Genomic DNA, 16,750 nt, shown 5'->3' on the forward strand with positions numbered 1-16,750 from the left:
ATCTGGTCATAGGCCTTGGCAACCGCGCCGCCGGTCTCAGCCAGCGTCATCGTGATCGCCGCGGTCAGCGTCGTCTTGCCGTGGTCAACGTGGCCAATCGTGCCAATGTTGACGTGCGGCTTCGTGCGCTCAAACTTTTCCTTCGCCATCGGATTACTCCGCTTTCTCTAGTTCTTTAATGTCGGTCGATGGTTCAGGCGTACTTCGCCTGAACCTGGTCAGCAACGGCCTGCGGCACCTGCTCGTAATGGTCGAACACCATCGAGTACTGCGCACGCCCCTGCGACATGGACCGCAGGTTGTTCACGTAGCCAAACATGTTGGCAAGCGGGACCATCGCGGTGATCGCGGTCACAACACCACGGTCTTCCGTGCCGTTGATCTGACCGCGGCGGGAGTTCAGGTCGCCAATCACGTCGCCCATGTAGTCTGCCGGGGTCACGACCTCGACCTTCATGATCGGCTCAAGGAGCTTCGGACCGGCCTTTGCGATGGCTTCACGGAAGCCTGCGCGGGCAGCGATTTCGAAGGCCAGAACCGAGGAGTCGACGTCATGGTAGGCACCGTCGATCAGGCTTGCCTTGATGTCCACCATCGGGAAGCCGGCGAGCGGGCCCGAAGACATCACGCTCTCGATACCCTTGGTCACGCCCGGGATGTATTCCTTCGGAACAGAACCACCGACGATCTGGCTTTCGAAGGCATAGCCAGCACCCACTTCGTTCGGCTCAATGACGATCTTGATGCGGGCGAACTGGCCGGTACCACCGGTCTGCTTCTTGTGGGTGTAGTCCACTTCGGCGCGGCGGGTGATCGTCTCGCGATAGGCCACCTGCGGAGCGCCGATGTTGGCTTCCACCTTGAACTCGCGGCGCATGCGGTCGACGATGATGTCGAGGTGAAGTTCACCCATGCCGGCGATGATCGTCTGACCGCTTTCCTCGTCGGTCTTGACGCGGAAGGACGGATCTTCAGCTGCCAGGCGGTTGAGCGCGAGGCCCATCTTTTCCTGGTCGCCCTTGGTCTTCGGCTCGACGGCGATCTCGATCACCGGCTCGGGGAATTCCATGCGCTCCAGGATAACCGGCTTGGCAGGATCGCAGAGCGTGTCACCGGTGGTGGTGTCCTTCAGACCGGCGATGGCAACGATGTCGCCTGCATAGGCAACGTCGATGTCTTCACGGCTGTTGGCATGCATCTGCATCATGCGGCCGACGCGTTCCTTCTTGTCCTTCACGGTGTTCTGCAGGGACGTGCCCTTGTTCAGAACGCCCGAGTAAAGGCGGCAGAAGGTGAGCGAACCTACGAACGGGTCGTTCATGATCTTGAACGCCAGCATGGACAGGGGCTCTTCGTCGCTGGACTTGCGGATGATTTCACCCTCGGTCTTCGGATCGATGCCCTTGATCGCCGGAACGTCGAGCGGGCACGGCAGGTAGTCCACCACGCCGTCGAGCAGCGGCTGAACGCCCTTGTTCTTGAAGGCCGAGCCAGCGAAGATCGGAATGAACTCGCCGCTGATGGTGCCCTTACGGATGAGTGCCTTCAGCGTGTCGTTGTCCGGCTCATTGCCTTCCAGATACGCTTCCATGGCAGCTTCATCGACTTCGACAGCCGTCTCGATCATGGCATCACGGAATTCCTGGGCCTTATCAGCCAGGTCAGCCGGGATCTCGACTTCGTCCCAGGCAGCGCCCAGGCTTTCGTCACGCCAGATCAGAGCCTTCATCTTGATCAGATCAACAACGCCAGCGAACTCGCTCTCAGCGCCAACCGGGATCTGTACGCACAGAGCCTTGGCACCCAGACGGGTCTTGACCATCTCGACGCAGCGGTAGAAGTCCGCACCGAGCTTGTCCATCTTGTTGACGAAGATCATGCGCGGCACGCGGTACTTGTCCGCCTGACGCCACACGGTTTCAGTCTGGGGCTCAACGCCAGCATTGGCGTCGAGAAGGGCAACGGCACCGTCCAGCACGCGCAGGGAACGCTCCACCTCGATGGTGAAGTCCACGTGACCCGGGGTGTCGATGATGTTCAGGCGCTTTTCATTCCAGAAAGCGGTGGTCGCGGCGGACGTGATCGTAATGCCGCGTTCCTGTTCCTGCTCCATCCAGTCCATGGTGGCAGCGCCATCATGGACTTCACCGATCTTGTGGCTCTTGCCTGTGTAATACAGGATGCGCTCGGTGGTCGTGGTCTTGCCGGCATCAATGTGAGCCATGATGCCGAAGTTGCGGTAGTCCTCGATTTTGTGCGTGCGAGACATGACGTCAGCCCTTTTCCAGGATTACCAGCGGTAGTGAGAGAAGGCGCGGTTCGCGTCCGCCATGCGGTGCGTATCTTCGCGTTTCTTCACTGCGGAACCACGGTTGTTCGCGGCGTCGAGCATTTCGCCCGACAGGCGGTCCACCATGGTCGTTTCGTTGCGGTTGCGGGCTGCAGTGATCAGCCAGCGGATCGCCAGTGCCTGACGGCGGTCCGTGCGGACCTCCACCGGAACCTGGTAGGTCGCACCACCGACGCGGCGGGAGCGGACTTCCACCTGCGGCATGACGTTTTCGAGAGCCGCATGGAACACCTCGATGGGGTTCTCACGGGTCTTCTTCTCGATGATGTCGAAGGCACCGTAAACGATGCGCTCGGCCACGGACTTCTTGCCGTGATACATGATCGAGTTCATGAACTTCGTAACGACGATATCACCGAACTTGGGATCCGGAATGATCTCGCGCTTTTCTGCGCTGTGACGACGGGACATGCCGCGCGCTCCTTACTTCGGCCGCTTGGCGCCGTACTTCGACCGGCGCTGCTTACGGTTCTTGACGCCCTGGGTGTCGAGCACGCCACGGATGATGTGGTAGCGAACGCCCGGCAAATCCTTGACGCGGCCGCCGCGGATCATCACCACGGAGTGTTCCTGAAGGTTATGGCCTTCACCCGGGATGTAACCGATGACTTCGAAGCCATTCGTCAGGCGCACCTTGGCAACCTTACGAAGTGCCGAGTTCGGCTTCTTCGGCGTCGTGGTGTATACGCGGGTGCAAACACCACGCTTCTGCGGGCAGGCCTCCATGGCCGGCACCTTGTTCCGCTTCGGCGGGTCTTTCCGCGGCTTGCGGATCAGCTGGTTGATGGTCGGCATTCTGTGCCCTTTACCTCTGCCATCCAAAAATTCGTACGCTACCCTGCTTTTCACTGACTACGTGACAAACGTAATCGCGCCTCAGCCATGTTCGCACATGGGAGGCGCTGCGAAAACCAGAGGACCACGAGGTTAATCGCGGTCATGCAATCGACGCTTATTCGCCTTTTTTGAACCCGGCAGCGTTTAAGTTTTCAGGTTCCTTGCGTAGACCGCTGGAACACATCAGGACTTACCGCCTGCCCTTGGGATGGGCGGACACTACTCACGGCGCCCCCTGCCGTCAAGGGAAATCTCGGATTTCTGCGGGATTGGCCCGCCCTGCTCCGCCTTCGCCGCTGCAAGGCCTGAATCCGCGCATTTCCGCATCTTTTGTAACGTATGCACATGCGGAATTGTAATTTAATTATAGGGCCCAGGCATCCTGCAAGTCCGGGTCCTATGCCGGTTAACCGTGCCTTGCGAATCCTGCAGGGCTGTTCTGCACCCTTCTGAGCCGCAGAAACCCCGAATCCCCGGCGGTTTTTTCCGAAACAGGGACTCACTGCATGCAGAACCGGTTGTTTGCCTGTTAAGGAATCAGATCAGGGGAATCAAACCACCCTGCCCTGCCCCGATGCAGCTTGCGGGATCAATCAGGCCACTGCTGCCTGCCTGGGCTGCCAAACCTTCCTGCGCGAACGGTAAACACGCTGCAAACCCGTTCCCTCAAATGCACAGGGACGGCAGCTGGCCTGTTGCCCTCTGCCGTCCCCGGTCTTCTGACTGCGATTGCTGCGTCAGTCGCGGAACGTGATCACCGCCACGTTGCCCGACAGAGCGTCCTGATAGGCGCCCTCATAGGTCGGGTCCTCGGGCTCGCCCTCCAGCACGCCGATCTGGTCGAGCTCGGCCTCGGCAAAGCCCTCCCCTGCCAGCGCTTCCAGCGTCTTGCGCACGGCGCTGTCGTCGTCGGGGGCAGTCAGCATCACATGGATCGGCACCGCATCTTCCGGCCCGCCGTCTTCGCTGTCCCAGACCCGGCCAATCACCAGGAAGACCGTCGGCTCCAGCGGAGTATCATCGTCATTGCCAGCCATCACGGCCTCCTTCTTGATAAACGAAAGGCCGCACGGGTGGCGGCCTTTCTGGTTCATGGGTCCTGGGCCGCTTATTCGGCGGCGCCGGACAGATCCTCCAGCAGGCCTTCTGCGGCGCTGTCGCCCGAGCGCTTGCGGCGCTCGTCGAGGATCAGGTCGTCGCGGTGGGTCGCAATCTGACGGATGCGCTTCATCACGCCGCCGGTACCGGCCGGGATCAGACGGCCGACGATGACGTTCTCCTTCAGGCCGACCAGCGGGTCGATCTTGCCGTTGACGGCGGCGTCGGTGAGGACGCGCGTCGTCTCCTGGAAGGAGGCTGCCGAGAAGAACGACCGGGTCTGCAGGCTCGCCTTGGTGATACCCAGGAGAACCGGCACGCCCTTGGCCGGGGTCTTGGCGTCGTCGATGGCACGCTCGTTCGCCTCGTCGAAGTCGAGCTGGTCGACCTGCTCGCCCGAGAAGAACTCGGTCTCGCCCGGATCGGTGACCTCGACCTTCTGCAGCATCTGGCGAACGATCACCTCGATGTGCTTGTCGTTGATCACCACGCCCTGCAGACGGTAGACTTCCTGGATCTCGTTGACGAGATAGGCCGCGAGCGCTTCCACGCCCTTGACCGCCAGAATGTCGTGCGGTGCCGGATTGCCGTCGAGAATGTACTCACCCTTCTCGATGACATCGCCTTCCTGCAGATGGAAGTGCTTGCCCTTCGGGATCAGGTACTCGACCGGCTCCAGTGCCTCGTCATGCGGCTCCACGATGATGCGGCGCTTGTTCTTGTAATCGCGGCCGAAGCGGATGGTACCGCTGATTTCCGCGATGATGGCGTGGTCCTTCGGACGGCGCGCCTCGAACAGTTCCGCCACGCGGGGCAGACCACCGGTGATGTCCTTCGTCTTGGCGCTTTCCAGCGGGATACGTGCGAGCACGTCACCAGCCTTCACCCGGTTGCCCGGCTGCACCGACAGAATGGCGTCCACCGAAAGCAGCAGGCGGGCGTCACCACCACGGGCCAGCTTGCAGATCGAGCCATTGGCGTCCTTGACGACAACCGACGGCTTGAGATCCTGGCCGCGATGCGACGTGCGCCAGTCGATGACGACACGCTTGGTGATACCGGTCGCCTCGTCGGTGGTTTCCTGCACCGAAGCGCCGTCCACCAGGTCTTCGAAGTCGACCACACCATCCACTTCCGACAGCATCGGACGGGTGTAGGGGTCCCACTCGGCGATACGCTGGCCGCGCTTGACCGCATCACCATCGTCCACCAGCAGCTTGGCGCCGTAGGTGACGCGATGGACAGCGCGCTCGTTGCCGTCACTGTCAACGACAATGAGCGACATGTTGCGCACCATGGCGATCAGGTTGCCATCGCTGTCGCGGGTGGCGGCGCGGTTGCGGATCTTGATCGTGCCATCGACGTTGGATTCGATGAACGAGCTGTCCACCACCTGTGCCGTGCCACCGATGTGGAACGTGCGCATGGTCAGCTGGGTGCCCGGCTCACCGATCGACTGAGCAGCGATGACGCCGACAGCTTCACCGATGTTGACCGGCGTACCACGGGCAAGGTCACGGCCATAGCAGGTGCCGCAGACGCCCGTGATGGTCTGACAGGTCAGAACCGAACGGATCTTGATCTGCTGAACCTTGGCAGCCTCGATCAGCTCCACGTCCTTCTCGTCGATCATGCGGCCCTTCGGCACGATGATCTCGCCGGTTGCGTGGTTGTAGACGTCTTCTGCCGCCGTACGGCCGAGAACGCGCTGGCCAAGGCTTGCGATGACCTGACCGGCGTCCACGATCGCCTGAACGGTGATGCCGTTCTCGGAGCCGCAGTCGACTTCAAGGATGATCGAGTCCTGAGCCACGTCCACGAGGCGGCGGGTCAGGTAACCCGAGTTCGCCGTCTTGAGCGCGGTGTCAGCCAGACCCTTACGGGCGCCGTGGGTGGAGTTGAAGTACTCCAGAACCGACAGACCTTCCTTGAAGTTCGAGATGATCGGGTTTTCGATGATCTCGCCCGACGGCTTGGCCATGAGGCCACGCATGCCGGCAAGCTGCTTCATCTGGGCCGGAGAACCACGGGCACCCGAGTGGGACATCATGTAAACCGAGTTCATCGGCTTCTGACGGCCCGTCTCCTGATCGATCTGAACCGCCTGAATGCGCTTCATCATCTCGTCAGCGATGCGGTCGGTGCACTTGGCCCAGGCGTCAACCACCTTGTTGTACTTCTCGCCCTGAGTGATCAGGCCGTCGTTGTACTGCTGCTCGTATTCGGCAACCATTGCGGCCGTCTCGCCCACCAGCTTCTGCTTGGTGTCCGGGATCACCATGTCGTCCTTGCCGAACGAAATGCCGGCGCTGCACGCATTGCGGAAACCGAGCTGCATGATGCGGTCGCAGAAAATGACCGTCTCCTTCTGACCGCAGGCGCGGTAGACGGTGTCGATCATGCGCGAGACTTCCTTCTTCGTCATCAGCCTGTTGCAGGTGTCGAAGGGAACCTCGTGATGCTTCGGCAGCAGTTCGGCAATCATCATGCGGCCCGGCGTCGTCTCGAAGATGCCGGAGGTCGGGTTGCCGTCAGCATCGATCGAGCGGAAGCGTCCGCGGATCTTCGTGTGCAGCGTGATGACCTTGTTGGCCAGCGCGTGCTGGATCTCGCCCATGTTGCCGAAGGCCATGCCTTCGCCCGGCTCCTTCTCTGCCATGATCGACAGATAATAGAGACCCAGAACGATATCCTGAGACGGAACGATGATCGGGCCGCCGTTGGCCGGATGCAGGATGTTGTTGGTCGACATCATCAGCGTGCGGGCTTCCAGCTGGGCTTCCAGCGAAAGCGGCACGTGCACGGCCATCTGGTCACCGTCGAAGTCGGCGTTGAAAGCCGAGCAGACGAGCGGGTGCAGCTGGATAGCCTTGCCTTCAATCAGTGTCGGTTCGAACGCCTGGATGCCGAGACGGTGCAGCGTCGGCGCACGGTTCAGAAGAACCGGGTGCTCACGGATGACCTCGTCGAGGATATCCCAGACTTCCGGACGCTCCTTCTCCACCAGCTTCTTGGCCTGCTTGACGGTCGAGGAGAAGCCCTTCGCGTCGAGACGCGAATAGATGAAGGGCTTGAACAGCTCGAGAGCCATCTTCTTCGGCAGGCCGCACTGGTGCAGCTTCAGCTCCGGACCCACGGTGATCACCGAACGGCCGGAATAGTCGACGCGCTTGCCGAGCAGGTTCTGACGGAAGCGGCCCTGCTTGCCCTTGAGCATGTCGGACAGCGACTTCAGCGGACGCTTGTTAGCACCGGTGATGACACGGCCGCGGCGGCCGTTGTCGAACAGGGCGTCAACGGATTCCTGCAGCATGCGCTTTTCGTTGCGGATGATGATATCCGGCGCACGCAGCTCGATCAGGCGCTTCAGACGGTTGTTGCGGTTGATCACGCGGCGGTACAGATCGTTCAGATCCGACGTCGCGAAACGGCCGCCGTCCAGCGGAACCAGCGGGCGCAGATCCGGCGGGATCACCGGAATCACGGTCATGATCATCCATTCCGGACGGTTGCCCGACTCGGTGAAGGCTTCGATGACCTTGAGGCGCTTGGCCAGCTTCTTCGGCTTCAGCTCGGTGGTCGCTTCGGCGATCTCGACGCGCAGCTTCTCGCTTTCGCGCACCAGATCCAGCGACATCAGCATCTCGCGGATGGCTTCCGCGCCGATCATCGCCGTGAAGGCGTCCTCGCCGTACTCGTCCTGGGCGCTGATATACTCTTCCTCGCTCAGCAGCTGGTTCTGCTTCAGCGGGGTCAGGCCCGGCTCGAGAACAACATAGTTCTCGAAATAGAGCACGCGCTCCAGATCCTTCAGCGTCATGTCCAGCAGAAGGCCGATGCGGGAGGGCAGCGACTTCAGGAACCAGATATGCGCAACCGGGGCGGCCAGCTCGATGTGGCCCATGCGCTCACGGCGCACGCGGCTCAGCGTCACTTCGACGCCGCACTTCTCACAGATGACGCCCTTGTACTTCATGCGCTTGTACTTGCCGCACAAGCACTCGTAGTCCTTGATCGGGCCAAAGATACGGGCGCAGAACAGACCATCACGCTCAGGCTTGAACGTGCGGTAGTTGATCGTCTCCGGCTTCTTGATCTCACCATAGGACCAAGACATGATCCGCTCGGGGCTGGCGAGAGAAATCCGGATCTGGTCGAAGGTCTGCGCAGGAGCCTGCTGGTTGAACAGGTTCATGACCTCATGATTCATGGGCTCTCTCCTTCGATGCATGGATGGGGAGCGGGCCGTGCCCACTCCCCTTTTCCTGCACTGTACGTCCTGTTTCAGTCTTTTTCATGCCCGCAGATCACTCTGCCGCGTCTGCCGCGGGCTCGTCGGTAATTGCGGTAAGGTCAGACTGCTGAAGTTCCACGTTGAGACCCAGCGACCGCATTTCCTTCACGAGAACATTGAAGCTCTCCGGGATGCCGGCCTCGAACGTGTCATCACCACGGACAATTGCCTCGTAGACCTTCGTGCGGCCCGCGACGTCATCCGACTTCACGGTCAGCATTTCCTGCAGCGTGTAGGCAGCGCCATATGCTTCAAGGGCCCACACCTCCATTTCACCGAAGCGCTGGCCGCCGAACTGCGCCTTGCCACCCAGCGGCTGCTGGGTCACGAGCGAGTAAGGTCCAATCGAACGGGCGTGGATCTTGTCGTCCACGAGGTGGTGCAGCTTGAGCATGTAGATGTAACCAACGGTGACCTTGCGGTCGAAGGTTTCACCCGTCCGCCCGTCGTAGAGGGTCGACTGGCCGCTGGCGTCAAGGCCAGCTGCGTCGAGCATCTCCACGATGTCCGGCTCATGCGCGCCGTCGAAGACCGGCGTTGCAATCGAAACGCCCTTCTTCAGCTGTTCGGCAAGACGCAGGACGCTCTCGTCATCGTAACGCTTGACCGCATCGCCCTTGATGTTGTCGCCGTAGAGTTCGTGGATCTCGCCTTTCAGAGCCTGGATCTCACCCGTCTTGCGGTACTCATCATAGAGCTCGCCGATCTTGCGGCCCATCCCTGCGCAGGCCCAGCCAAGGTGGGTCTCGAGGATCTGGCCCACGTTCATGCGCGAAGGCACGCCCAGCGGGTTGAGCACGATATCGACATGCGTGCCGTCCGCCAGGAACGGCATGTCCTCGTTCGGGTTGATCTTGGAAACCACACCCTTGTTGCCGTGACGGCCGGCCATCTTGTCGCCTGGCTGGATCTTGCGCTTCACGGCGACGAAGACCTTGACCATCTTCATGACGCCAGGAGGCAGCTCGTCACCGCGCTGCAGCTTCTCCACCTTGTCGATGAAACGCTGCTCGAGGCGCTTGCGGCTTTCGTCATACTGGCCGCGCAGGGCTTCCACTTCGCTCATGAACTTTTCATCGTCCATGGCAAACTGCCACCACTGCGAACGCGGGTATTCGCCAAGGACGTCACCGGTCAGGTTGGTGTCCTTCTTGAAGCCCTTCGGGCCGGCAATGGCAGTCTTGCCCAGCAGCATCTCGGCCAGACGGCCATAGACGTTGCGGTCAAGGATAGCCTGCTCGTCGTCGCGGTCCTTGGCCAGGCGCTCGATTTCCTCGCGCTCGATGGCCATCGCACGCTCGTCCTTCTCGACGCCGTGACGGTTGAACACACGCACTTCCACGACCGTGCCGGCAACGCCGGGCGGCAGACGCAGGGAGGTGTCGCGGACGTCCGAGGCCTTTTCACCGAAGATAGCGCGCAGAAGCTTTTCTTCCGGCGTCATCGGGCTTTCGCCCTTCGGCGTGATCTTGCCGACGAGGATGTCGCCCGGCTTCACTTCGGCGCCGATGTAGACGATGCCGGCTTCGTCGAGGTTCTTCAGCGCTTCTTCCGAGACGTTCGGAATGTCGCGCGTGATTTCTTCCGGTCCGAGCTTGGTGTCACGGGCGGCGACTTCAAACTCTTCCAGATGGATCGAGGTGAAGACGTCATCGGACACGATGCGTTCGGACAGGAGGATGGAATCCTCGAAGTTGTAGCCGTTCCACGGCATGAACGCGACGAGCACGTTGCGGCCGAGCGCCAGATCGCCCAGATCCGTCGACGGGCCGTCAGCAATGATGTCACCCTTGGAGATGACGTCACCGACGCGGACCAGCGGACGCTGGTTGATACAGGTGTTCTGGTTGGAACGCTGGAACTTCATCAGACGGTAGATGTCGACGCCCGACTTGGACGGATCGAGATCTTCCGTGGCGCGGATAACGATACGGGTCGCATCCACCTGATCGACCACACCGCCGCGGCGGGCACCGATGGCAGCGCCGGAGTCACGGGCCACGATCGGCTCCATGCCGGTGCCGACGAACGGCGCTTCGGCGCGCACCAGCGGCACGGCCTGACGCTGCATGTTCGAGCCCATGAGAGCGCGGTTGGCGTCGTCGTTTTCCAGGAACGGAATGAGCGCGGCAGCGACCGAAACCAGCTGCTTCGGCGACACGTCCATCAGGTCCACGCGGTCGGACGGAACGAGCATGTTTTCACCTGCATGACGGCAGGTGACCAGCTCTTCCACCAGACGGTTGCCCTCGTCGAGGACAGCGTTGGACTGGGCGACGTAGTGCTTGGCTTCTTCCATGGCCGAGAGATAGACGACCTCGTCGGAGACGATGCCATCGCGCACCTTGCGGTACGGGCTCTCGATAAAGCCGTACTTGTTCACGCGGGCGAAGGTCGCCAGCGAGTTGATCAGACCAATGTTCGGGCCTTCCGGCGTCTCGATCGGGCAGATACGGCCATAGTGGGTCGGATGCACGTCACGGACTTCGAAGCCCGCGCGTTCACGCGTAAGACCGCCCGGTCCAAGAGCCGACAGGCGGCGCTTGTGCGTCACTTCGGACAGCGGGTTGGTCTGGTCCATGAACTGGCTGAGCTGCGAGGAGCCGAAGAACTCGCGCACGGCAGCTGCGGCCGGCTTGGCGTTGATCAGGTCTTGCGGCATGACCGTGTCGATGTCGACAGAGCTCATGCGCTCCTTGATCGCACGTTCCATGCGCAGCAGGCCGACACGGTACTGGTTCTCCATGAGTTCGCCGACCGAACGCACACGGCGGTTGCCGAGGTTGTCGATGTCGTCGATCTCGCCCTTGCCGTCGCGCAGGTCGAGCAGCAGCCGGATCACGGCCAGGATGTCTTCCTTGCGCAGGGTGCGCACGGTGTCCGGGCAGGTCAGGTCAAGGCGCATGTTCATCTTGACGCGGCCGACCGCAGACAGGTCGTAACGCTCGGCGTCAAAGAACAGCGACTGGAACATCGCTTCAGCGGAATCCAGGGTGGGCGGCTCGCCCGGGCGCATCACGCGGTAGATGTCGAACAGCGCATCTTCACGGCTCTCGTTCTTGTCCGCAGCAAGCGTGTTGCGGACATAGGCGCCGGTGTTGATGTGGTCGATATCGAGAACGGACAGCTCCTCGTAGCCGCGCTGGATCAGCTCGTCGAGCAGCTTGGCGCTGATCTCGCCACCAGCTTCAGCATAGATCTCGCCGGTCACGAAGTCGACGACGTCCTCGGCCAGATACTGGCCGTGCAGGTCTTCGTCGGTCACCTTCAGGGCCTTGACGCCCTTATCGGTGAGCTGCTTGATCGTGCGTGCGGTGATCTTGCGGCCGGCTTCGATCACGACTTCGCCGGTGTCGGCGTCGATCAGATCGTAGGAAGCCTTGTTGCCCTTGAGGCGGTCGCCGTCGAACGGCATGCGCCAGGAACCCTTGCCCGCGCGCGAATATTCGATGCGCTGGTAGAAGGTGTTCAGGATCTCTTCGCCGTCGAGGCCGAGGGCCATCAGAAGGGAGGAAACCGGAATCTTGCGGCGGCGGTCGATACGCGCATAGACGATGTCCTTGGCGTCGAACTCGATGTCGAGCCAGGAACCGCGGTACGGGATCACGCGGGCAGCAAACAGCAGCTTGCCGCTGGAATGGGTCTTGCCCTTGTCATGATCGAAGAACACGCCCGGAGAACGGTGCATCTGGGACACGATGACGCGCTCGGTGCCGTTCACAACGAACGTACCGTTCTCGGTCATGAAGGGGATGTCCCCCATGTAGACGTCCTGCTCCTTGATGTCCTTGACGGACTTGGCGCCGGTGTCTTCATCGACATCGAACACGATCAGGCGCAGGGTCACCTTCAGCGGGGCAGCAAAGGTCATGCTGCGCTGACGGCACTCCTCGACGTCGTACTTGGGCTGTTCGAATTCGAACTTGACGAATTCAAGCAGGGCCGTTCCGGCAAAATCGGAAATCGGGAAAACAGAGTTGAAGACCGCCTGGAGGCCTTCATCGGGACGGCCGCCCTTGGGCTCCTCAACCTGCAGGAACTGGTCGTAGGATGCCTTCTGAACCTCGATGAGGTTGGGCATTTCCGTTACATCGCGGATCGATCCGAAGAATTTCCGGACACGCTTGCGACCGTTGAACGTTAGGGTCATTGTCGCTCCTCGTTCGTATCGCCTTGGGTGACGGCTGTCCGCAACGCCCCTTGTCCAATCGGGCAGCTTCGCCCGGGCGCTTCGGATAACCGTCCCCTATTCGGGACTAATGCCCCGGAAACGGGTTATACCCGCCGGGGCTAGGAAACGGTCCCGGTTGCCCGGGACCGCCTTGGATCTTTCGATCCTATTACTTGAGCTCGACCTTGGCGCCAGCCTCTTCGAGCTTCTTCTTGAGGTCTTCGGCTTCAGCCTTGGAGACCTGCTCCTTGACAACCTTCGGAGCGCCTTCGACGAGCTCCTTGGCTTCCTTCAGGCCGAGGCCGGTGATGGCGCGGACTTCCTTGATCACGTTGATCTTCTTGTCGCCAGCGTCAGCGAGAACGACGTCGAATTCGGTCTGCTCTTCAACAGCAGCTGCCGGAGCAGCGGCAACGGCAGCAACAGCCACCGGAGCAGCGGCGGACACGCCCCACTTCTCTTCGAGCATCTTGGACAGCTCAGCAGCTTCCATGACGGTCAGGGCGGACAGATCTTCAACGAGCTTTTCGAGGTTAGCCATTTCTTATGTACCTTACGTTCGAACCAAATGCTTGGTTACAGACAGTGTATTGCTTAGGGGGCGCCTTATGCGGCCTCGTCCTTCTTGGCATACGCGCCGAAAACGCGGGCGAGCTGCCCGGCCGGTGCGTTGACAACCTGGGCGATGCGGGATGCCGGAGTCTGGATCATGCCCACCAGACGCGCGCGCAGCTCATCGAGCGACGGCATCGTGGCGAGAGACTTGACGCCTTCCGCATTCAGGTTGGTCTTGCCGAGAGCACCGCCGAGGATGACGAACTTGTCCGTCGTCTTGGCGAATTCCACCATGGCCTTGGGAGCCGCGACCGGATCTTCCGAATAGGCGATCAGGGTCGGGCCCGTGAAGAGGCCATCGATGTGCTCAAGGTCAGTGCCTTGAAGGGCAAGCTTTACAAGGCGGTTCTTTGCAACCTTTACGGTGCCGCCGGCGTCACGCACTTTCAACCGCAGCGCGGTCATCTGTGCAACCGAGAGACCCGCATAGTGCGCGACGACCACAACCGAAGTGCTACCCAGCTCTTCGTTGAGGGCGGTCACGAACTCGTGCTTTTCCGCTCTTTCCACTTGCCTACTCCATTTGATGGCGTTTCCGCCACCGGTTTGCCTTTGCCGCCAGCTTGGCAGTGCGGGGAAGCCCCGCACCGCGTCACAGGCGACGCTCAGGGTTTCCTGTCCCCTCACCTCGCTTGGAGCGCGGCAAGGCATCTGGTTCGAACCGTTGCAAAACCCGGCAAGCCGGAAACAAACTGGTTCTCACCCATCTATGCAGGCCCATTCGGCTTAGACCGGTTTCCCGGCACCTGCAGTCTCGGACAGGGATGATCCGGTACAGGACCGGACCAGTGCCTCCCGGCAGAACCGGGAGGAACCTCTTGGATGCGGCGCGGGCCGGAGCGTCAACTCCAGGCCGGTCACGCCGCTGCGGCCAGCGCGAAACCCGGCAGTATGCCCTGCCGGATCTGCAGCATCAGCCGTTGATCGAAGCCAGGTCGACCTTGACGCCCGGGCCCATCGTGGACGACAGGGCGACACGGCGCATGTACTGGCCCTTGGAACCGCTCGGCTTGGCCTTCTGGACGGCATCCACGAGAGCACGGATGTTCTCGACCAGGGCGTCCTGGGTGAAGGAGACCTTGCCAACGCCGGCGTGGATGATACCAGCCTTCTCGACGCGGAACTGCACGGCGCCGCCCTTGGCGTCACGCACGGCCGAGGCCACGTCCGGGGTCACGGTGCCGACCTTGGGGTTCGGCATCAGGCCGCGCGGGCCAAGCACCTTACCAAGACGGCCGACCAGCGGCATCATGTCCGGGGTTGCAATGCAGCGGTCGAAGTCGATCTTGCCGCCCTGCACTTCGTTGACCAGCTCTTCGGCGCCAACGATGTCTGCGCCGGCAGCCTTGGCTTCTTCAGCCTTGTCACCACGGGCAAACACGGCGACGCGAACGGTCTTGCCGGTGCCGTTCGGCAGCACGCAGACGCCGCGGACCATCTGGTCAGCGTGACGCGGGTCAACGCCGAGGTTGATCGCAACTTCGATGGTTTCGTCGAACTTCACCTTGGCGCGGTCCTTGAGCAGGGTCAGGGCTTCGCCGAGGGCGTAGGTCTTGTTGCTGTCGATGCCTTCACGAGCAGCACGGATACGCTTGCCAATCTTCGCCATGATCTTACTCCGTGACCTCGAGGCCCATAGAACGGGCAGAACCCTCAACCATGCGCATCGCCGCTTCCACGTCGTTCGCGTTGAGGTCCTTCATCTTGGCGGTGGCGATTTCACGCACCTGCGCCTTGTTCACCTTGCCAACCGTGCCGCGGCCCGGGGTCTTGGAACCGGACTTCAGGCCAGCAGCCTTCTTCAGGAAGAAGCTGACCGGAGCGGTCTTGATCTGGAAGGTGAAGGACTTGTCGGAGAAATAGGTGATCACGACCGGGCACGGAGCGCCCTTCTCGATATCCTGGGTCTGCGCGTTGAACGCCTTGCAGAATTCCATGATGTTGAGGCCGCGCTGACCCAGCGCGGGACCGATCGGGGGAGACGGCGTTGCGGAGCCGGCTGCCACCTGCAGCTTGATGTAACCTTCGATTTTCTTCGCCATTATACTCTCCTAGCGAGTAAGCCGGATAAACCGGCATTCAGGAGCGGGTGGTCTGGCTTGACACGCCCGGCGTAGGCGCGCCTTACCTGCCACCCTCTTCTGCGCGGACGCCATGATGGCCTCCATGCAGCTTTGGCCACCCGTGGGCGGCCAGCTTGATCAGACCTTGTCGACCTGACCAAATTCCAGTTCGACCGGCGTCGGGCGGCCAAAGATCGACACGGCAACCTTGAGGCGCGCGCGCTCTTCGTCCACTTCCTCGACGAGGCCGGAGAAGGAGGCAAACGGGCCGTCCGACACGCGGACCTGCTCGCCAACCTCGAAACTGACCGACGGCTTCGGCCGGTCGACACCTTCCTGAACCTGGCTCAGGATGCGGCGCGCCTCGGCTTCCGAAATCGGAACGGGCTTCTGCTCGGAACCGAGGAAGCCACTGACCTTGGGGGTGTTCTTGATCAGATGGAACGCCTCGTCGGTCATGTCCATCTTCACCAGAACGTAGCCCGGGAAGAATTTGCGTTCGGCATCGACCTTGCGCCCGCGGCGCACTTCGACAACCTTTTCCATCGGAACGAGGATTTCCTCGAACAGGTCAGAAAGCCCCTTCTGGGCAGCTTTCTCGCGGATGGACTCGGCTACCTTCTTCTCGAAATTGGAGTAGGCATGCACAATGTACCAGCGCTTGGCCATGACCTCAGTTCCGTTTCCTGTCTCGTGAAACCTTGCAGGCGTCAACCGCCCACGCCGAGGAGCAAGCCAATGCCCCAGCTCATCAGCTGATCCGCCAGAAGAAAGAAGATGGAGGCAAGCACCACCATCACAAAGACCATGACAGTCGTCACAGCCGTCTCCTTGCGGGTCGGCCAGGTCACCTTGGCAGCTTCGGAGCGAACCTGCTGGATAAACGTAAAGGGATTGCTCTTGGCCATTCCGGTTCCGGTCTTGTCACGACGAGCGGGCGCGCAGAATCATCCGCGCGCCCCGCCCGAGTGGTCCTCAATAAGGCCTCGGCGGCCAATATTCAAGAACAAAATGGCAGGGGCAGCAGGGCTCGAACCCGCGACCTGCGGTTTTGGAGACCGCCGCTCTACCAACTGAGCTATACCCCTGCACGGACGGGACCTGAAGTTCCGTCCAAACCTGTTCTTATCTCCGGTTCAGGCAACCCGCAAGGGGTTGTTCAAGCCCGGAGGGGAAGGCGCCGGATGAGCCGGCGCCCGCCATCATCACTCGATGATCGATGCCACCACGCCGGCGCCGACGGTACGGCCACCTTCGCGGATAGCGAAGCGCAGGCCGTCTTCCATGGCGATCGGAACGATCAGCGTCACGACGACCGAGAT

14 protein-coding genes and 1 tRNA gene are annotated in these 16,750 nt (G+C 61.4%); all 15 read right to left on the reverse strand.

Annotation, left to right across the window (positions count from 1 at the left end; genetic code table 11):
* Positions 1–149, reverse strand: a 149-nt coding sequence (locus H163_RS23460; protein ID WP_019966688.1) for a GTP-binding protein, incomplete at its 3' end; no start/stop codon positions are given.
* Between the two features lie 44 nt (positions 150–193).
* Positions 194–2,269, reverse strand: coding sequence for an elongation factor G (fusA, locus tag H163_RS0121560; RefSeq protein ID WP_019966689.1), 2,076 nt, complete (start codon positions 2,267–2,269; stop codon positions 194–196).
* A gap of 21 nt (positions 2,270–2,290) precedes the next feature.
* Positions 2,291–2,761 carry a 30S ribosomal protein S7 gene (rpsG, locus tag H163_RS0121565; RefSeq protein ID WP_019966690.1) on the reverse strand — a complete coding sequence of 157 codons (471 nt, stop codon included), beginning with the start codon at positions 2,759–2,761 and terminating at the stop codon, positions 2,291–2,293.
* Between the two features lie 12 nt (positions 2,762–2,773).
* On the reverse strand, positions 2,774–3,145 hold the full coding sequence (gene rpsL / locus H163_RS0121570) for a 30S ribosomal protein S12 (RefSeq protein ID WP_019966691.1): 372 nt from the start codon (positions 3,143–3,145) through the stop codon (positions 2,774–2,776).
* Between the two features lie 779 nt (positions 3,146–3,924).
* Positions 3,925–4,224, reverse strand: a complete 300-nt coding sequence (locus H163_RS0121575; protein ID WP_051105451.1) for a hypothetical protein — start codon at positions 4,222–4,224, stop codon at positions 3,925–3,927.
* Between the two features lie 71 nt (positions 4,225–4,295).
* A complete protein-coding gene (gene rpoC / locus H163_RS0121580) occupies positions 4,296–8,495 on the reverse strand; it encodes a DNA-directed RNA polymerase subunit beta' (protein ID WP_019966693.1) in 4,200 nt (1,399 codons plus the stop codon).
* Between the two features lie 97 nt (positions 8,496–8,592).
* Positions 8,593–12,729: a DNA-directed RNA polymerase subunit beta gene (gene rpoB / locus H163_RS0121585; RefSeq protein WP_026356172.1), complete on the reverse strand. Its 4,137-nt coding sequence runs from the start codon at positions 12,727–12,729 to the stop codon at positions 8,593–8,595.
* A 190-nt stretch (positions 12,730–12,919) separates the two neighbouring features.
* The gene (rplL, locus tag H163_RS0121590; RefSeq protein WP_019966695.1) at positions 12,920–13,291 is read right to left on the reverse strand and encodes a 50S ribosomal protein L7/L12; all 372 of its coding nucleotides are present in this window, start codon (positions 13,289–13,291) and stop codon (positions 12,920–12,922) included.
* A 65-nt stretch (positions 13,292–13,356) separates the two neighbouring features.
* Complete coding sequence (gene rplJ, locus H163_RS0121595) at positions 13,357–13,875, reverse strand: 50S ribosomal protein L10 (protein ID WP_019966696.1); 519 nt, start codon at positions 13,873–13,875, stop codon at positions 13,357–13,359.
* A gap of 403 nt (positions 13,876–14,278) precedes the next feature.
* On the reverse strand, positions 14,279–14,974 hold the full coding sequence (rplA, locus tag H163_RS0121600; RefSeq protein WP_019966697.1) for a 50S ribosomal protein L1: 696 nt from the start codon (positions 14,972–14,974) through the stop codon (positions 14,279–14,281).
* Positions 14,975–14,978: 4 nt separating this feature from the next.
* Positions 14,979–15,407: a 50S ribosomal protein L11 gene (gene rplK / locus H163_RS0121605; RefSeq protein ID WP_019966698.1), complete on the reverse strand. Its 429-nt coding sequence runs from the start codon at positions 15,405–15,407 to the stop codon at positions 14,979–14,981.
* 159 nt (positions 15,408–15,566) lie between these two features.
* Positions 15,567–16,097 carry a transcription termination/antitermination protein NusG gene (gene nusG, locus H163_RS0121610; RefSeq protein WP_019966699.1) on the reverse strand — a complete coding sequence of 177 codons (531 nt, stop codon included), beginning with the start codon at positions 16,095–16,097 and terminating at the stop codon, positions 15,567–15,569.
* A gap of 41 nt (positions 16,098–16,138) precedes the next feature.
* Positions 16,139–16,336 carry a preprotein translocase subunit SecE gene (gene secE / locus H163_RS0121615; RefSeq protein WP_019966700.1) on the reverse strand — a complete coding sequence of 66 codons (198 nt, stop codon included), beginning with the start codon at positions 16,334–16,336 and terminating at the stop codon, positions 16,139–16,141.
* A 104-nt stretch (positions 16,337–16,440) separates the two neighbouring features.
* Positions 16,441–16,516 (reverse strand) — tRNA-Trp (locus tag H163_RS0121620).
* 117 nt (positions 16,517–16,633) lie between these two features.
* Positions 16,634–16,750: EF-Tu C-terminal domain-related protein (locus tag H163_RS24140; RefSeq protein WP_019966701.1), on the reverse strand; the 117-nt coding region annotated here is incomplete at its 5' end.

The organism is Pannonibacter phragmitetus DSM 14782 (genome assembly GCF_000382365.1).
Lineage (GTDB): Bacteria > Pseudomonadota > Alphaproteobacteria > Rhizobiales > Stappiaceae > Pannonibacter > Pannonibacter phragmitetus.